Source organism: Pseudomonas sp. 2hn (assembly GCF_019646095.1).
Classification (GTDB): Bacteria; Pseudomonadota; Gammaproteobacteria; order Pseudomonadales; family Pseudomonadaceae; genus Aquipseudomonas; species Aquipseudomonas peradeniyensis.
Genome location: NZ_CP081016.1, coordinates 699,154 through 715,202, shown reverse-complemented (window position 1 = coordinate 715,202; position 16,049 = coordinate 699,154). Strand labels below are relative to the sequence as shown.

General features: G+C 59.4%; 11 protein-coding genes and 1 other RNA gene. 6 read left to right on the top strand and 6 right to left on the bottom strand.

Annotated elements, in window-relative coordinates:
- Nucleotides 1–167 precede the first annotated feature (167 nt).
- The 6 genes from K2O50_RS03390 to ssrA all read left to right on the top strand — a co-directional run bounded on the left by K2O50_RS03390 (nt 168) and on the right by ssrA (nt 5,763).
- A complete protein-coding gene (locus K2O50_RS03390) occupies nt 168–1,925 on the top strand; it encodes a protein-disulfide reductase DsbD (protein WP_050703600.1) in 1,758 nt (585 codons plus the stop codon).
- A gap of 177 nt (nt 1,926–2,102) precedes the next feature.
- A complete protein-coding gene (gene aroQ / locus K2O50_RS03385; protein ID WP_011535870.1) occupies nt 2,103–2,555 on the top strand; it encodes a type II 3-dehydroquinate dehydratase in 453 nt (150 codons plus the stop codon).
- A 101-nt stretch (nt 2,556–2,656) separates the two neighbouring features.
- Entirely contained in the window at nt 2,657–3,124 is a 468-nt protein-coding gene (gene accB, locus K2O50_RS03380; RefSeq protein WP_028691198.1) for an acetyl-CoA carboxylase biotin carboxyl carrier protein, read from the top strand.
- Between the two features lie 17 nt (nt 3,125–3,141).
- Nucleotides 3,142–4,497, top strand: coding sequence for an acetyl-CoA carboxylase biotin carboxylase subunit (accC, locus tag K2O50_RS03375; RefSeq protein ID WP_028691199.1), 1,356 nt, complete (start codon nt 3,142–3,144; stop codon nt 4,495–4,497).
- A 475-nt stretch (nt 4,498–4,972) separates the two neighbouring features.
- Entirely contained in the window at nt 4,973–5,266 is a 294-nt protein-coding gene (locus tag K2O50_RS03370; RefSeq protein WP_050703599.1) for a hypothetical protein, read from the top strand.
- Nucleotides 5,267–5,371: 105 nt separating this feature from the next.
- Nucleotides 5,372–5,763: a transfer-messenger RNA gene (ssrA, locus tag K2O50_RS03365) on the top strand.
- Between the two features lie 80 nt (nt 5,764–5,843).
- Here the strand turns inward: ssrA and K2O50_RS03360 are convergent.
- The 6 genes from K2O50_RS03360 to K2O50_RS03335 all read right to left on the bottom strand — a co-directional run bounded on the left by K2O50_RS03360 (nt 5,844) and on the right by K2O50_RS03335 (nt 16,049).
- A complete protein-coding gene (locus K2O50_RS03360) occupies nt 5,844–6,068 on the bottom strand; it encodes a hypothetical protein (protein ID WP_050703598.1) in 225 nt (74 codons plus the stop codon).
- Nucleotides 6,069–6,369: 301 nt separating this feature from the next.
- Nucleotides 6,370–7,272 carry an HNH endonuclease gene (locus K2O50_RS03355; protein ID WP_082337621.1) on the bottom strand — a complete coding sequence of 301 codons (903 nt, stop codon included), beginning with the start codon at nt 7,270–7,272 and terminating at the stop codon, nt 6,370–6,372.
- Nucleotides 7,273–7,388: 116 nt separating this feature from the next.
- Nucleotides 7,389–10,490 (bottom strand): type I restriction endonuclease subunit R, encoded by a 3,102-nt coding sequence (locus K2O50_RS03350; protein WP_050703597.1) that lies wholly within the window; start codon nt 10,488–10,490, stop codon nt 7,389–7,391.
- A gap of 155 nt (nt 10,491–10,645) precedes the next feature.
- On the bottom strand, nt 10,646–11,947 hold the full coding sequence (locus tag K2O50_RS03345; protein WP_050703596.1) for an McrC family protein: 1,302 nt from the start codon (nt 11,945–11,947) through the stop codon (nt 10,646–10,648).
- Nucleotides 11,944–15,060, bottom strand: a complete 3,117-nt coding sequence (locus tag K2O50_RS26570; RefSeq protein WP_050703595.1) for an McrB family protein — start codon at nt 15,058–15,060, stop codon at nt 11,944–11,946. The genes K2O50_RS03345 and K2O50_RS26570 overlap by 4 nt, the downstream gene beginning before the upstream one ends.
- An 8-nt stretch (nt 15,061–15,068) precedes the next feature.
- On the bottom strand, nt 15,069–16,049 hold the full coding sequence (locus tag K2O50_RS03335; protein ID WP_259470167.1) for a restriction endonuclease subunit S: 981 nt from the start codon (nt 16,047–16,049) through the stop codon (nt 15,069–15,071).

Genomic DNA, 16,049 nt, shown 5'->3' with positions numbered 1-16,049 from the left:
GCAGTCGCTGACACGGCGCGATCCCTGTGGGAGCGGGTTTACCCGCGAAAGGGCCGGCACAGGCGATGCACAGGCCAGCGGCCATGTGTCGCCCCTGCAGGCAACTCGACCCTAACGACGGCCAACTCCGCTATCATGCCCGCCACGTTCCACCTCGCGAGTCCGCCATGCGCCGCCTGTTTTTCCTGCTGTTCCTGCTGCTGGCCAGCCCCGTCTTCGCCACGGGCCTGCTCGACAACCGCCCCAGCGCCACCCTCGGCGTCGCCTCCAACAGCGCCGACTTCTTGCCGGTGCACGAAGCCTTCAAGCTCAGCCTGGTCCAGGCCGACGCCCAGACCGTCAAGCTGCGCTTCGTCGCCACCGACGGCTACTACCTCTACCGCCACCGCTTCCAGTTCCGCACCGAACCCGCGAACATCCGCCTGGGCGCGCCGAACATCCCCAAGGGCGAGGCCAAGCACGACGAGTTCTTCGGCGACGTCGAGGTGTACCACGGCGTGCTCGACATCGAGCTGCCGCGCAACGACCCGCGCGCCTTCACCCTGCTGGTGGGCTACCAGGGCTGCGCCGACAAGGGCCTGTGCTATCCGCCGGAAACCGCGCGGCTGAGCATCGATGGCCAAGGCGCCCCGCTGCCGGCAAGCGCCGAGCAGGGCTGGACCTGGAAATCGCTGCTGCTGTTCTTCCTCGCCGGGGTCGGCCTGACCTTCACCCCGTGCGTGCTGCCGATGCTGCCGATTCTTTCCGGTGTGGTCCTACGCGGCCAGGTTGGCGGCCTGCGCGGGCTGTCGCTGTCGCTGGCCTACGTGCTGCCGATGGCGGCGAGCTTCGCCGTGCTCGGCGCGCTGATGGGCCTGTTCGGCGCCGGCCTGAACCTGCAGGCGCGCCTGCAGTCGGCCTGGGTGCTGGTGCCGTTCGCCGCGTTCTTCGTGCTGTTCGCCCTGGCCATGTTCGGCCTGTTCGACATCAAGCTGCCGCAAGCCCTGAGCAGCCGCCTGGACCACCTCGCCCACCGCACCAAGGGTGGCTCGCTGCTCGGCGCGGCGGTGCTCGGCGTGCTGTCCAGCCTGCTGGTCTCGCCCTGCGTGTCGGCGCCGCTGGCCGGCGCCTTGCTGTACATCAGCGCCAGCGGCGACGCCCTGGGCGGCGCGCTGAAACTGTTTGCCCTGGGCCTGGGCATGGGCGCGCCGCTGTTGCTGGTGGCCACCGGCGGCGCAGCCTGGTTGCCGAAGAGCGGGCCATGGATGAACACGGTGAAGAACGCCATCGGCGTGCTGCTGCTGGGCCTGGCCATCGGCCTGCTCAGCCGCGTGCTGCCGGGGCCGGCCACCCTGCTGCTGGTCGGCCTGCTGGCCGCCGGCGTGGCGCTGTTCCTCGGCGCCCTGGAGTTCGTGGACAAGACCCCGCGCCAGCGCCTGGCGCAACTGCTGGGCCTGGTGCTGCTGGTGTACGCCCTGGCCTGCTGGTATGGCGCCCTGAGCGGCCAGGGCGATCCGCTGCGCCCGCTGCCGCCACCAGTCGCGGCCAGCGGCGTTGCGCCGACCAAGGCCGACGCCTGGCAGACCCTCACCACCCCCGCCGCCCTCGACGCGGCACTGGCCGAGGCCAAGGCCGCCGGCCAGCCGGTGCTGCTCGACTGGTACGCCGACTGGTGCATCAGCTGCAAGGTGATCGAGCACGAAGTACTCAACGCGCCGCAGGTCCAGCCGCAACTGGCCGCCTTCCGCCTGCTGCGCTTCGACATCACCGAGAGCAACGCCGAACAACGCGCCCTGCTCGACCGCTACCGGCTGTTCGGCCCTCCCGCGCTGATGTTCTTTGCCGCGAACGGCAGCGAAATGACCACCGATCGGGTCATCGGCGAGATAAACGCCGCCGATTTCGCCCAGGTATTGACGCGCGTGCGCGGCCAACTCGGGCTATAACTTCCCGCGTCCAGTGAAAAAACCCCGCAGCAGTGACCAGACTTAATCATCTGGTCACATACTTTGCGCGAATCTCGGACATCGTGCTGGCTATTGCCGGGAACTGGACACTCAGCGCCGCTTGCGGCATAGTCGCCGCGCTATGTCGAATTGCCCTACAAAACCAAGGAATCGCAGATGGCAACCCTACTGGTGCTGCACGGCCCCAACCTGAACCTGCTCGGGACCCGCGAACCGGGCCACTACGGCGCCGCCACCCTGGCCCAGATCAATCAGGACCTGGAGCAGCGCGCCCGCGCCGCCGGCCACCATCTGCAATACCTGCAGAGCAATGCCGAATACGAATTGATCGACCGCATCCATGCCGCGCGCAACGAAGGCGTGGACTTCATCCTGATCAATCCGGCCGCTTTCACCCACACCAGCGTCGCATTACGTGACGCATTGCTCGCGGTGAGCATCCCATTCATCGAAGTGCACCTCTCCAACGTGCACAAGCGTGAACCGTTCCGCCACCACTCCTACTTTTCCGATGTTGCCGTAGGGGTGATCTGCGGCCTGGGCGCCACCGGTTACCGGCTGGCCCTGGAGTCCGCGCTGGAACACCTGGCTGCCAACGCACAGCCCTGATGACACAAGGCCTTGGCCCCTTCGGGCCGAGGCTCATGAAGAAACGTTTTCGACACGTTTTAAAAATACGTCCCCGACCGAACCTTGGGAGTTGATGATTAATGGATATCCGTAAAGTCAAGAAGCTGATCGAACTGCTGGAAGAGTCTGGCATCGACGAACTGGAGATCAAGGAAGGCGAAGAGTCCGTTCGCATCAGCCGTCACAGCAAGACCCCGGCCGGCGCCCAGTACTTCGCCGCTCCGGCTCCGATGGCCGCTCCGGTTGCCGCCGCAGCACCTGTTGCCGCTGCCGCCCCGGCCGCTGAAGCCGCTGCCGCCGCGCCTGCCCTGAAAGGCACCGTTGTTCGTTCGCCAATGGTCGGCACCTTCTATCGCAAGCCTTCGCCAACCTCGGCCAACTTCGCCGAAGTCGGCCAGGCCGTGAAGAAAGGCGACACCCTGTGCATCGTCGAAGCCATGAAAATGATGAACCACATCGAAGCCGAGATCGGCGGTGTGATCGACGCCATCCTGGTGGAAGACGGCCAGCCGGTTGAGTACGACCAGCCGCTGTTCACCATCGTTTGATTCGCGGAGAACCAACGATGTCTGGGAAGCTTGAAAAAGTCCTGATTGCCAACCGTGGGGAAATTGCCCTGCGGATCCTGCGTGCCTGCAAAGAGCTGGGCATCAAGACCGTCGCCGTGCACTCCACGGCCGACCGTGAACTGATGCACCTGGGCCTGGCAGACGAGTCGGTCTGCATCGGCCCTGCATCGTCCAAGGATTCGTACCTGCACATTCCGGCGATCATCGCCGCCGCCGAAGTGACAGGCGCCACCGCCATCCACCCGGGCTACGGCTTCCTCGCGGAAAACGCCGATTTCGCCGAGCAAGTGGAAAAATCCGGCTTCGCCTTCATCGGCCCGAAAGCCGACACCATCCGCCTGATGGGCGACAAGGTGTCGGCCAAGGACGCGATGATCAAGTCGGGCGTACCGACCGTGCCAGGTTCCGACGGCCCGCTGCCGGAGGACGAAGAGGTTGCCCTGGCAATCGCCCGTGACGTCGGCTACCCGGTGATCATCAAGGCCGCCGGTGGCGGCGGTGGTCGCGGCATGCGCGTGGTGCACAAGGAAGAGGACCTGATCGCCTCGGCCAAGCTGACCCGCACCGAAGCCGGTGCCGCGTTCGGCAACCCGATGGTCTACCTGGAGAAGTTCCTGACCAACCCACGTCACGTGGAAGTGCAGGTGCTGTCCGACGGCCAGGGCAACGCCGTGCACCTGGGCGACCGTGACTGCTCGCTGCAGCGCCGTCACCAGAAGGTCCTGGAAGAAGCTCCGGCCCCGGGCATCGACGAGAAGGCCCGTCAGGAAGTCTTCAAGCGTTGCGTCGACGCGTGCATCGAGATCGGTTACCGCGGTGCCGGTACCTTCGAGTTCCTGTACGAGAACGGCCGCTTCTACTTCATCGAGATGAACACCCGCGTCCAGGTCGAGCACCCGGTTTCGGAAATGGTCACCGGCATCGACATCGTCAAGGAGATGCTGAGCATCGCCGCTGGCAACAAGCTGTCGTTCCGCCAGGAAGACGTGGTGATCCGCGGTCACTCGCTGGAGTGCCGGATCAACGCCGAAGACCCGAAGAAGTTCATCCCGAGCCCAGGCAAGGTGAAGCACTTCCATGCCCCGGGCGGCAACGGCGTGCGCGTCGATTCGCACCTGTACAGCGGCTACTCGGTTCCGCCGAACTACGATTCGTTGATCGGCAAGCTGATCACCTACGGCAAGGACCGCGACGAAGCCATGGCACGCATGCGCAATGCCCTGGACGAGATCGTCGTCGACGGCATCAAGACCAACATCCCGCTGCACCGCGACCTGGTGCGTGATGAAGGTTTCTGCAAAGGCGGCGTCAACATCCACTACCTCGAGCACAAACTGGCCAACCAGGAGTGATCGCGTTAGCGTGATGAAAAAGCCCCGGCCCCGTGCCGGGGTTTTTTATTGCCGATGTGCCCTACCCCTCTCGTGTGTAGGAGCGGCCTTGTGCCGCGAAAGGGCCGCAAAGCGGCCCCGCGATCTGTGCCCCGACGCTAATGCCCCAGGCCTGCTGCGCACCCCTTTCGCGACACAAGGCCGCTCGTACCCAACACGCAACCCAGTGATTTAGCTTGCCCCTGTGGGAGCGGGTTTACCCGCGAAGAATCCAGCGCGGTGTATGGCACCGGCTCCGCCGGTGTTCGCGGCGCCCGCTCCCACAGAGATAACAGTTCCCGACTCGACAGCGCAGCCCCAAAGGGCTGGGCGACCGCCTACAGGTATCGCCCATGCCTCAGGCCATCCAATCACCCCACCAACCCAATGGAACCCCGCCCAAACCCACACAGTCCACCGATCAGGCCCACATCCCAAGGCCTCAAAGGAGACTCCCATGAAAGGCACTGCGCTATCCGCCCTGTTCGCGGCCGCCACCCTGCTGGCCTCGCCTGTGTTCGCCGCCGACGACCTGTGCACCATGAACCTGCAGAAAATCGACGACAGCATGGCCACCGCCGGCGCCACCTCCGAAGGCCTGGACAAGGCCATCACCGAGCATGTGGACCAGGCCAAGGCCGCCCAGGCAAAAGGCGACACCAAGGAATGCATCGCCATCACCAGCAAGGTGCTCGAGCGCCTGGAGAAGACCGACAAAGGCAGCGGCTCGGCCGGTGGCAGCGGTACTTGAGCCCTGCGCCAGCGCGGGCGGCCGAACCATCTGTCGACGCCGCCCGTGTAAGCGCGTATACTCGGCCTTGCGTGCTGAAAAGCGCGTTCAGCTAGAGCTGAGTGTGGGGCCGATTAGGATTCGACGCCGGTAGCGAAACTCTAGGTGCATGCCGAGTTGGTAACAGAACTCGTAAATCCACTGTTGCAACTTTCTATAGTTGCCAATGACGAAAACTACGAGGGCTACGCTCTCGCTGCGTAAGCAGCTGAGCCCGCTCTCCTGGTAGCTTCGGCTCCAGCAATCATCAGGGGATGCCTGTAAACCCGAAATGATTGTCATACAGAACAGGATCGTCGTGCAGCACGTTGGGGGCGAAGCGACTAAAAATTACCCAACTCATCCAAAGCACCCTGCCCGTCGGGCGGCTGCGGATTAAATCAGTAGACACGGCTAAGCATGTAGTACCGACAGCGGAGTACTGGCGGACGGGGGTTCAAATCCCCCCGGCTCCACCAAATCCGAAAAAGAAGACGCCCAATGGGCGTCTTTTTTTGTGCCTGAGATTCAGTGCCTCAGCGGCACCTACACCACGCCGTCACCTTCCCTCCTCCCCCTTAATCGCCTCCAGCTTGCTGAACTGCTCGCTAGCCAAACGGCTGATGATGCGGATCGCCTGATGAATCCCCGCCGTGTTGCGAAAGCTCAGCTGCGGGTTGTGCTCGCACTCGAGTACCTCGTCATGCTGCACCAGCGCCTCGCCGAGCAGTTCAAGGGTCCAGACGTAGCTCTGGAGGGTAGACAGCCGTTCATGGTCAGACATGGGGCACCTCCCGGTTGACGCGTGTGGCGAGGGACTGGCTGTCGATCGGGTAGAAGGTTGGGGATGGGCTGGCCGCGGGGGTTGGGCGGCGGAGAGCGGATGCGAGGATCCTGCTCAGAATGCGAATAAGCATGCATGAGACTCCAAGTTTGAGATTGGAGCTACCACGATCCTTCCTACGGGATTGGGTGGCAGCTATGTGTGGGGTAGGAATACCGGGAAACTTGGAACCCGGCCAGGCCGAAGCCTGCCCACACACAGCCGCACGAAAGGTTTTAACCAGTTGTTAGACGTCAATTAGCTACGGGAGGAAAGGACAGTAGCCATGCTTTTTATCAAACTCAAGACCTTTGGATATTTCAAAGCTGCCGTGGAGATAGTGCTTGCGATCCTCTCCTTGTGCTAAGCGACAACCTAAGCGCTCAACCATTGGACTGATTCCCGCATGCTCATCGATCCACTCGCTATATCCAGAAATTGATGGTCCGCCTACATTTATGACGAACTCGACGCCATAGAAAAGAAAGCAAAAAAGTGTTTCCTGCCGCCTGTTCATAAAAAGTCCAAAGCCAAAGCCGGCTTGAACCCATTCATTCGTGAGAGGGTGTTGCATCAATGTATCGTGGGGGAACACGCGTCTCTGCGAAAATGGCCATTCTTTAAAATTGCTTCCATACCGAGCGTATTCGCGAACGTTGTCAAAGAAAGGCTCGTTACTCAAATGATATGGGCCTTGGGGGCTTTCGCAGAACAACTCTGCAACCGCCTCGTAAGCCATTTTGCAAAGAAACCTCGACATTTCCCGTTGTGGTGGATCATCGTTGAGTGTGAAAATCAGTAGCCGCTCAAATTCATCAATAACAACTTCAGAAAGAGCAGACTTGTCGTTACCTTTTTCCGTATTTAGGTGAAACATCCCACCTGACGAGCGGCGCATATTCACTGCGATATCGGTACCAGCAATGTGGCCGATCAGAGATGGGTATGTTCCTTTCTTATTTGGAACTTGCTCCCATGCACGAACATTTCTCATCCATGAGTGAGTTAGAATCGACTGCTCAACTCTGCGCGCAAAGTAGTTATTGCATTTATCACAGACAACACCAACCGGCAATACACGTTTTTTGTTTCCAGCTGATTCTGGGATGATGTGTTCAACACTACGTGAGCTTGTTGAGTCGCATTTGCAGAAGATACATCGCATAGGCTTTTAGTAACTGGTTTCTAATGTTTGAGGACCAGCTTCAGCCAGTCCCAAGTTGGCGAGCGAGCGATGAGGTGACCGTCATGGCATTTGTAGGTACATACCGGCAGCCAGCCCTACATCCATGCCTCACAGAGCGTCTCAGCCTGCGCCAGCACTAGTTGTGCCGCCGCCTCCTGCTGATCCGGCGGATACTTATATTTACGCAGGATGCGCTTGACCAGAAGCCGCAGCTTGGCCCGCACACTGTCACGATTACTCCAGTCCACGGTCACGTTCTGGCGCAGGCTATCTGTCAGCTCATGGGCGATCTTGGCTAGGATCTCATCGCCCAACTCTCGCACCGAGGCCTCGTTATTGGCCAGCGCATCGTAGAAAGCCAACTCGTCATCATTCAGGCCCAGCACATCTCCACGCTTGCTCGCTGCGGCAAATTTCTTGGCCATCTCGATCAGCTCTTCGATGACCTGGGCGGTCTCGATGGAGCGGTTCTGGTAGCGCTTGATCACGCTATCGAGCAGCTCGGAGAACTTCTTCTCCTGGGCCAGGTTGCTGGCGAACTTGCTCTTGATCTCACCCTCCAGCAGGCGCTCCAGTAGCTCAACCGCCAGGTTTTTCTCCGGTAGGTTGCGCACCTCGGCAAGAAACTCGTCATCGAGCAGGCCGATGTTGGGCTTGTCCAGACCGACCGCCTCGAACACATCCACCACCTCGCCGGAGACTACGGCATTGCCGATAATCTGGCGGATCGCCAGCTCACGTTCTTCGTCGTTTTTCTTTTGGGCGCTAATGTCACGCTTGGTCAGCAGCACCTTGATGGCCTGTAGGAAAGCGACTTCCTCCCGAACGACTTTGGCCTCGTCCAGGGTGCAGCACAGGGTAAAGGCCTTGCTCATGGCCAGGGCATTGTCGGCAAATCGCTTCTTGCCATCCTCCAGCCCCAGCACATGGTTGGCGGCACCGGCCAGTAGCTTGTGCCCGCCAGTCAGGAAGTCGCCGTAATCGAAACCATACAGCAGGCTACGTAGCACATCGAGCTTTTCCTCCAGCACCGCATAGGCTTCATGGGCATCGACGGTGGGCCGCCCCCTGCCATTGCTGGCGGTGTATTCCTTGAGCGCCGCCTTCAGCTCGTTGGCAATGCCGATGTAATCCACTACCAGGCCGCCCTGCTTGTCCTTGAACACCCGGTTCACCCGGGCGATAGCCTGCATTAGGTTATGGCCCTTCATCGGCTTGTCGACATACAGGGTATGCACGCAGGGCGCATCGAAACCGGTCAGCCACATATCGCGGACGATCACCAATCGCAGCGGATCGGCAGGGTCCTTGAAACGTTTCTCCAGGCGCTTCTTCACCTGCCCCGGGTAAATATGCGGGCGCAGCAGTGCCTTGTCCGATGCGCTACCGGTCATGACGATCTTCACCGCGCCCTTCTCCGGATCCTCATCGTGCCATTCGGGGCGCAGGGCGATGATCTCGTTGTACAGGTGCACGCAGATCTCACGACTCATGGCCACCACCATGGCCTTGCCGTTTTGCGCCTGGTTGCGTTCCTCGAAGTGCGCCACCAAATCGGCCGCCACGTTCTTGATACGCGGCTCGGCTCCCACGACTTTTTCCAACGCGGCCCAGCGCGACTTCAAGCGTGACTGCTGATCCTCTTCCTCATCCTCGGCCAGCTCGTCGACCTCGTCGTCGATATGCGCCAGCTCCGAGTCTTTGAGCGACAGCTTGGCCAACCGCGACTCGTAGTAGATGGCCACGGTGGCGCCATCTTCCTTGGCCTGCTGCATGTCGTAGATGTGGATGTAGCCGCCGAACACCACACGGGTATCACGATCTTCGCTGGACACCGGCGTACCGGTAAAGGCCACGAAGGTAGCGTTGGGCAGAGCGTCGCGCAGGTGCTGGGCATAACCCACCTGATAGCGAGCACTGACCTCGGCCACCTTCAAGTCCTGCACCTTCAGCGAAGCACTGAAGCCATATTGGGTGCGGTGCGCCTCGTCGGCCACCACCACGATATTCGAGCGCGTGGACAACACCGGGAAGCTGTCTTCATCCTCGCCCGGCATGAACTTCTGGATGGTGGCGAAGACAATGCCGCCACTGGGGCGGTTGACCAGTTTCTCGCGCAGATCACCGCGGGTAAGCGCCTGTACTGGCTGTTCACGCAGCAGATCCTGCGACAGCGAGAACACGCCGAACAGTTGGCCATCCAGGTCGTTGCGGTCGGTGATCACTACGATGGTCGGGTTCTCCATCGCCGCTTCCTGCATCACTCGGGCGGCGAAGCAGGTCATGGTGATGCTCTTGCCCGAGCCCTGGGTATGCCAGACCACCCCGCCCTTGTGCGTGCCGCCGGGGCGCGAGGCGATCACCGCTTGCTGGATCGCCGCACGCACGGCATGGAACTGGTGATAGCCGGCAATCTTCTTCACCAGCCTTCCGTCATCCTCGAACAGCACGAAGTAGCGTAGGTAATCCAGCAGCATCGCCGGCTGCAGCACGCCACGCACCAGCGTCTCCAGCTCGTTGAACTCACCCAGCGGATCCACCGTGACCCCATCGATGGTGCGCCAGCGGGCGAAGCGCTCGATATCTGCAGACAGTGAGCCCATGCGCGCCTCGCTGCCATCGCTGATCACCAGAATCTCGTTGTAGTGAAAGACGTCCGGAATCTGCTCCTTGTAGGTCTGTAGCTGGTCGAACGCCTTTACCAAATCGGCATTCACATCCGCCGGGTTCTTCAACTCCAGCAGCACCAGTGGCAGGCCGTTGACGAACAGGATGATGTCCGGCCGGCGCGTATGTTTCGGCCCCTGGATGCTGAACTGGTTGATCACCAGCCACTCGTTGGCCCGCACATCTATCCAGTCGATCAACCGCACGAAATCGCCGCGGGTCTCGCCGTCCTTCTGGTATTGCACCGGCACACCGCCGACCAGCAGACGATGAAACAGGCGGTTGGCGGACAGCTGCACCGGCACGCCCAGCTCCAGCACCTGGCGCAAGGCGTCCTCACGCGCCGCCAGTGGGATCTGCGGGTTTAGCCGGGCGATGGCCGTGCGCAGGCGCATGGTCAACAGCACGTCGCGATAGCTCTCGCGCTCGGGGTTATCGCCGTCATGGGCAATGTCCGGCCCATAGAGGTGCGCGTAACCCAGCTCAGTGAGCCAGCCGAGGGTTTCCTGTTCCAGTTGGTCTTCGGTCATATCCGTCCTTAACGAGCCTTACCTGGCATCTCTGCAAGCTCAATGCGATCCACTTAGTCGATTACAGTTGCGATAACGGGCTATCTACCCCAAATCAGCGGCTGCCGTGACTACCCCATCAACCACTTGCAGCCGCCCTTGAGCAGCAAGCGCGCCTAGCTGGCGCGAGCAAATGATTCAAGGCTCAAAGGCAAAGTCGCTTTCTCCACATCTACCAAGGACTCAGCATCCAGATCAAAAGGCAAAACCCATAACTGCATACCCTTGCCGTAATCAAACAGCGGTAGCGCTTTCTGGAGTCCAGACCAATACGGATAAATCAGCACCAGCCCCGGCACCTCATCGCCTCTTTGGTATTTGTGTCCATAGGCAAACAGCTGATAGAAATCGCTCTGACTCAGGTCATAGTTCTTCTCAGGTTTACCGGCATCGATACGCTTCCACTTGGTATCAAGAATCCAGCGATGCTCCGCTGTATCGATCAGCAAATCAGGCTTCAAGCAGAACATCCGATCACTGCTATGTGCACACAAGTACTGGCTAGCTGACTGCGCTTTCAAACGAGCGCTGGGCAGCAGTTTCTGATGCAACCAGCCTTCCACATACTGCTCGAACAGCTTTTCCATCGGGAACAGCAGGCTCACGCCGCGCCACTCACCTCTCACGGCTATCGGCATCTGCTGATTGAGGATCAACTCACACCAGGGTTTGATCGCCTGGTAATGCGCCATCAGCCGGTCGCGGCTCCAGGCGCGCAAATCCTGGCTCACCTGCCGGCTGGCAGACACCTCCGCCAGCATGGAGCGCAACTCATTGGCCAGGCGCCAATTGGCGGCATCCTGTGTGCTTTTTGCCACCTGCTCCAACGCCAACTTGAGCAAGCGATTCTCTGCCCGATCCGGCAGGAATACATCGTGGCGAATCTGGAAGTGATGCTGCCGCCCAGGCGGCTGGCGCATCTGTGCCACCACATTGAGCTGGCCACGGAGAAAGCGCTGCTCCTCCTCGATTCGCTGATAGTCGAAGCGCACTCCACGCTTCACCAACAAATCCAGCTCCGCCAGGAACTGCCCCATCACCCACTCGCTGAGTGGCGCATCGAACAGCTCAAGGCTGGCTACCGAACCCTCACGAGGCTTGAGTTGCAGAGCCTGCTGAATGAGCTTGCGCAGCAACAGGCGGCTCTTGACCAGGCAATCGTCCTGCTCATGGTGCTTGGGCAGAATCTCCAGCCGCGTGCCACAAGGCGTTTCCAATACGCCCACGTAGGAATCCCACTTAAGAGTACGCCGACCTTCAACCTGCAGCAGAGTCGCACCGCTGCGATTGAAGCTAGCGCTCAGATCACACAGCCAGTCGAAGGCACTTTCGGAAATCTGCGCACAATCGAGGTTGCCGGACGCAACCGCTGCCGTGGTCAGACGCGCATATTCACGCACGGTAACGAATACGCTCACGCACCCGCCTCTTCTACTGGAACCTCAGCCTTGGCCCGAACCGCAATCACACCGGCATACGCAGAAACTCGCTGGAATGCAGCCGCATTGATCCGCCAAACCCCACCTTGCGCCGGCACGCTAATGTTGCCAAACAAAGCATCCACATCTTGCGTGTCCTGCTCCACGAAACGGTCTGCCGCAGGCTTGCGGTGGTCATTAAGCACCCACTGGATACGCTGCCAATCCTCGAAGAAATACTCCTGCAGCAGCGGCAGTATCTGATTGCGGAAAATCACCTCCAGCTGCGGCAACGAGTCTCCACTCTTGAGGGACATGAAATAGGCATGTCCGAGGCAATGATCACGATCGAGCAGCATCTCGATACGCTGGTTCATTACCGCCAAAAGCTGACCAATGTCGATGCCCTCCAACACCACGCCATTGAGCAAAGAGGGATTGGGCATCATTTCCTTGAAGATAAAACGGCGACGCAAGGCGATATCCAGCCCAGCCAGCGAACGGTCTGCAGTGTTCATGGTGCCGATCAGATAGACATTATCCGGCACCGTGAAACGCTCCTTCGAGTACGGCAAGGTGACAGACAAACTCTCCGTCGCACCATCTCGCTTAGAGGTTTCAATCAATGTGATCAGCTCACCAAAGATGCGCGAAACATTGCCCCGATTGATCTCATCGATCACCAGCACATAAGGCAGCCTCTCGCCATTCGACTGCCCAGCTCCGTCGTTCTCCAGCTTGCCGCGCAAGTGCTCGGCGATCCCTCTCACATAGCTTTCGCAATAGACCGACGCAGGCTTCTCGCCACGCATGAACAAGCGCACATGCTCGATGTTGGCCGGCAGCTCCAGCGCATTTTCCGAAGCCTTGGTCTGACAGGTGAAAGTCCCATTGCCGGGCCTGTAGCGGACATCAAAGGACTTGCCACGCACCGTAGTAAGCGTGACGGGGCCCTCGGTGACCTCTTCCAGAAACGCATTGAGCACATCATCTTCTGTCTGCGCTCCTTCTTGGTGCCGTGCGTCGTCACACAGCAGTTTGAAAACACCAGGCTCAACCTTGTAATGCAGCTGCCCGCCCTCTGATACGGCTCGCAAACCTTCAACGAAATCTTCGTAGCTGAAGCTTTGGTGGAAAGTGACGAAACGCACTCGACCTTCCATCACCAACTGATCGAACGCGCTCTTCCAAGTCTCGCGCGTGGGCGTCTCCAGCACCTCTGGTGCCAGAATCTTCAGAGCCTCCTCCACGACGGAAAACGTCTTGCCCGTTCCCGGTGGACCGAAAAGAATCTGATTCAGCGGAATATCTTTGGCGGCCACCCTGGCATCTCCCCCTTGAGCGTCTTCAAGTACCTCGTCTTTGGCACCCTGCAGCGCCTCTAGCAACTGCCACATGGCAATGTTGTTTGGCAGTACGGAATCTGTATCCAGCCCAGCCAGACTCATGCACGCCATGATCTGCTCATTCAACGCACACCAGTCCTGCTTTTCCTGAGTCACATCCAGCTGAAAAAGCTCACGCAAACCCTGCAATAGTCGCTGGCAATCTTCAGGCTTGAGCAGTGTGGTGAACCGCTCCGGCGCAAAAGCGGCAAACACTCGATTGACCATGGCAGGTCGATTGGCGCTGAACTGCTTGCTCTCAACCGCCAGACGCCAATCCTTCATCACCTGTGCGTGAGTCTGCGCCGTAGGCGCATCCATGATGCGCTGCGTGATTTCCCGAATAACGGCTTGTTGTTCATTGAATTCATCTCGAGAGAACAGCCCCAGCTTCAAGCTGGAAATCCCGTTCTCGCGCTCAATCCACAAACGTACAAGAGCGGAATGATCCAGAGGCGTCTGACCAGTGCACAGGACCTTGGCCAGCGATGTGACCTCCTGATAAATATTCAGCCATCCAGGGCAGGACTCCTTACGATCCGCCGAACTCCAGGACACGTACTGTCTCAGGCTATGCAGCCCTTCGCCCGCCTGCCAGAGCAGCTCCAGTCGGGCCGCGATGGCCGGGGCAATCTCGACGCCCGAACTCTGTGGGTTCCAGCGCTGGGTAGGCATGGCCTTGTTGAGCAGCAACATGGGCAACAAGCCGCGAGCACAGTCAGGACGATGCTCATCGATGCGAAAGCGGATGTAGTTGCGGGTTTTGCTCGAATCCTTCCAGTCAGGCCCGTCATGCGCCCCCTCCGTCACTAGGCCGCGCGCTACTATGCCCCGTGGTTCCTGCCCCAACCGCACCAGATAAACCACATCGCCCGGTTGCGGATGTTTCGAATGGCAGCTCCAATCAATCTCCTGCCCCAACTCTACGCCGGCGTCTCCACCCAGTTTGAAATGAGCTGGATTCCAGGTAAGCAGGTAGCTTGCTCCCCCTGGCTGAATATCCTCCTCAGACTCAGGCTTAGCAGGTCTTAACCCCAGCTCCTCGCTGTACAGCCCGCGCATAAATCCATAAGGGCTAAGACCTGGCACCGACTCACAAGCAAGTTGGTAGTACTCGCGCAACTTCAGCATGCGCGCCACCGGCATCTTCGGCGACGGGATAAGCGCTGATGGGCAACCCACCATCTGCAGGAAATGCCCCAGATGATCGCTGGAGGAAATCGGCAATGTCTGAGCCGTGTGATAACAGGCCAACAAGCGTAGCTTGCGCCCTGCGCCGATCGTGACACGCGGTTCTAAGCCGGCCCGGCGGTAGATTTCCTTGTCGTCATCCACCCAGAGCAGATCAGCGGGATCGGCTGCAGAGATGGTGCTTTGGATGCTCAGCGTGTAGCGCAGCGCCTCTTCATCACCGAGATCCAGCAGACGGCGATTCTTGTACAGGCTGCCATCTTCCTGAAAGTACAGGAGATGGCCTTTAGCGGTGCCGGGCATATAGCGACCCAGCACCGGTACCAGGCCGCGCTCGATCCACCAGCAGAAGGATTTCCCATCGCCCTTGCCCACGCAGTATTCATCCAGCGTTAACTGGTTCAGGCGGCTCAGAGGAAAGGCCAGCAGAAAGTCCTGGTACTGCTGAGAATCCTCAGTGCGCTTTTGTACAGCAGCGCCTTGCGCCTTCAGGTAGTCCAGCAGCCGAAAGAAATCAGCATTAACACTTAGACTCATACCGCCTCCTAGATCAGCACTTCAGCCTCAGGCAAGCGCAGTTGGCCGGAGATCAGACGGGGTAAGAGAGTGTCGCGGAGCTGGGTGAGTGTGTGAGCTCGATGAATGCCATCAGTCATTCGTGCCAAAAGTGGATGTATCGCCTCATTCAGCTTTGCTGCGATGTCTGATGACGGAACAACAATTGGATATTCTGCCAAATCTTTCCAGTTCACGCGGGGCATCTTTGCACCATTCGAGAGACGGTCCGCATAGCTGATCAAAGTCTCACTAAACAAGTGCATTGCTACCACGCCAAAATACTCTCTCTCCTTGGGCTGGCAGACCAAAATATCCGTCGAGCAGACCCCAGAGAACGGGGCGAGGACCACCTTGTGGAAATATGGGCGAAGCTTGCCGAACAGTATGTCCCCCTCGGAAAATGCAGACTTTGTGCTCTCCAAACCGTCGGCATTACCCCAACTGCTTAAGCTCAGCGACTTTCGAGGAATGTGCTCTAGCCCAACGTAGCGCACACCAGCATGTAACTCAGAAGCTTGAATTTGCCGCCTTACAATCTGCGCAATGACTCCCAAGCTCCCAACCGCCCACCCCTTCGGCACCAAACCCAGTTCGGAATCTTCGAAGCTATTGGGGAAAAGCGCGGCGGTGGTGGCGTCCATACCTTCCGGCTGGCGGCCTTCGGCCTTGGCGCGCACGGGGTCGAAATCGACGAACCAGGATTTGAACAACGCTTGGGCGATGGCTTCCAGCGTTGCGTTGGTTTCGCGTAGCAGGGTGATGCGGTCGTCGATAGTGCCGACTACTTTTAATATTTCACTTTGCTCTGCAAGAGGCGGCACGGCAACTTGCATTTTATCTACACGAGTAATGTAGATGTGCTTAATCGTAGAACCATCAGAATCGTTCTCCATCACTCGCTGGTAATGCGGTGAAATAAGGAGATATTTCAGGAACTCAGGATTGATATTTTTCTTTGGACGAAGCAA

Bases quoted from the DNA above. Each gene is read 5' to 3' on its own strand.
- K2O50_RS03390 (WP_050703600.1), top strand. From the start codon at position 168: ATGCGCCGCCTGTTTTTCCTGCTGTTCCTGCTGCTGGCCAGCCCCGTC.
- aroQ (WP_011535870.1), top strand. From the start codon at position 2,103: ATGGCAACCCTACTGGTGCTGCACGGCCCCAACCTGAACCTGCTCGGG.
- accB (WP_028691198.1), top strand. From the start codon at position 2,657: ATGGATATCCGTAAAGTCAAGAAGCTGATCGAACTGCTGGAAGAGTCT.
- accC (WP_028691199.1), top strand. From the start codon at position 3,142: ATGTCTGGGAAGCTTGAAAAAGTCCTGATTGCCAACCGTGGGGAAATT.
- K2O50_RS03370 (WP_050703599.1), top strand. From the start codon at position 4,973: ATGAAAGGCACTGCGCTATCCGCCCTGTTCGCGGCCGCCACCCTGCTG.
- K2O50_RS03360 (WP_050703598.1), bottom strand. From the start codon at position 6,068: ATGTCTGACCATGAACGGCTGTCTACCCTCCAGAGCTACGTCTGGACC.
- K2O50_RS03355 (WP_082337621.1), bottom strand. From the start codon at position 7,272: ATGCGATGTATCTTCTGCAAATGCGACTCAACAAGCTCACGTAGTGTT.
- K2O50_RS03350 (WP_050703597.1), bottom strand. From the start codon at position 10,490: ATGACCGAAGACCAACTGGAACAGGAAACCCTCGGCTGGCTCACTGAG.
- K2O50_RS26570 (WP_050703595.1), bottom strand. From the start codon at position 15,060: ATGAGTCTAAGTGTTAATGCTGATTTCTTTCGGCTGCTGGACTACCTG.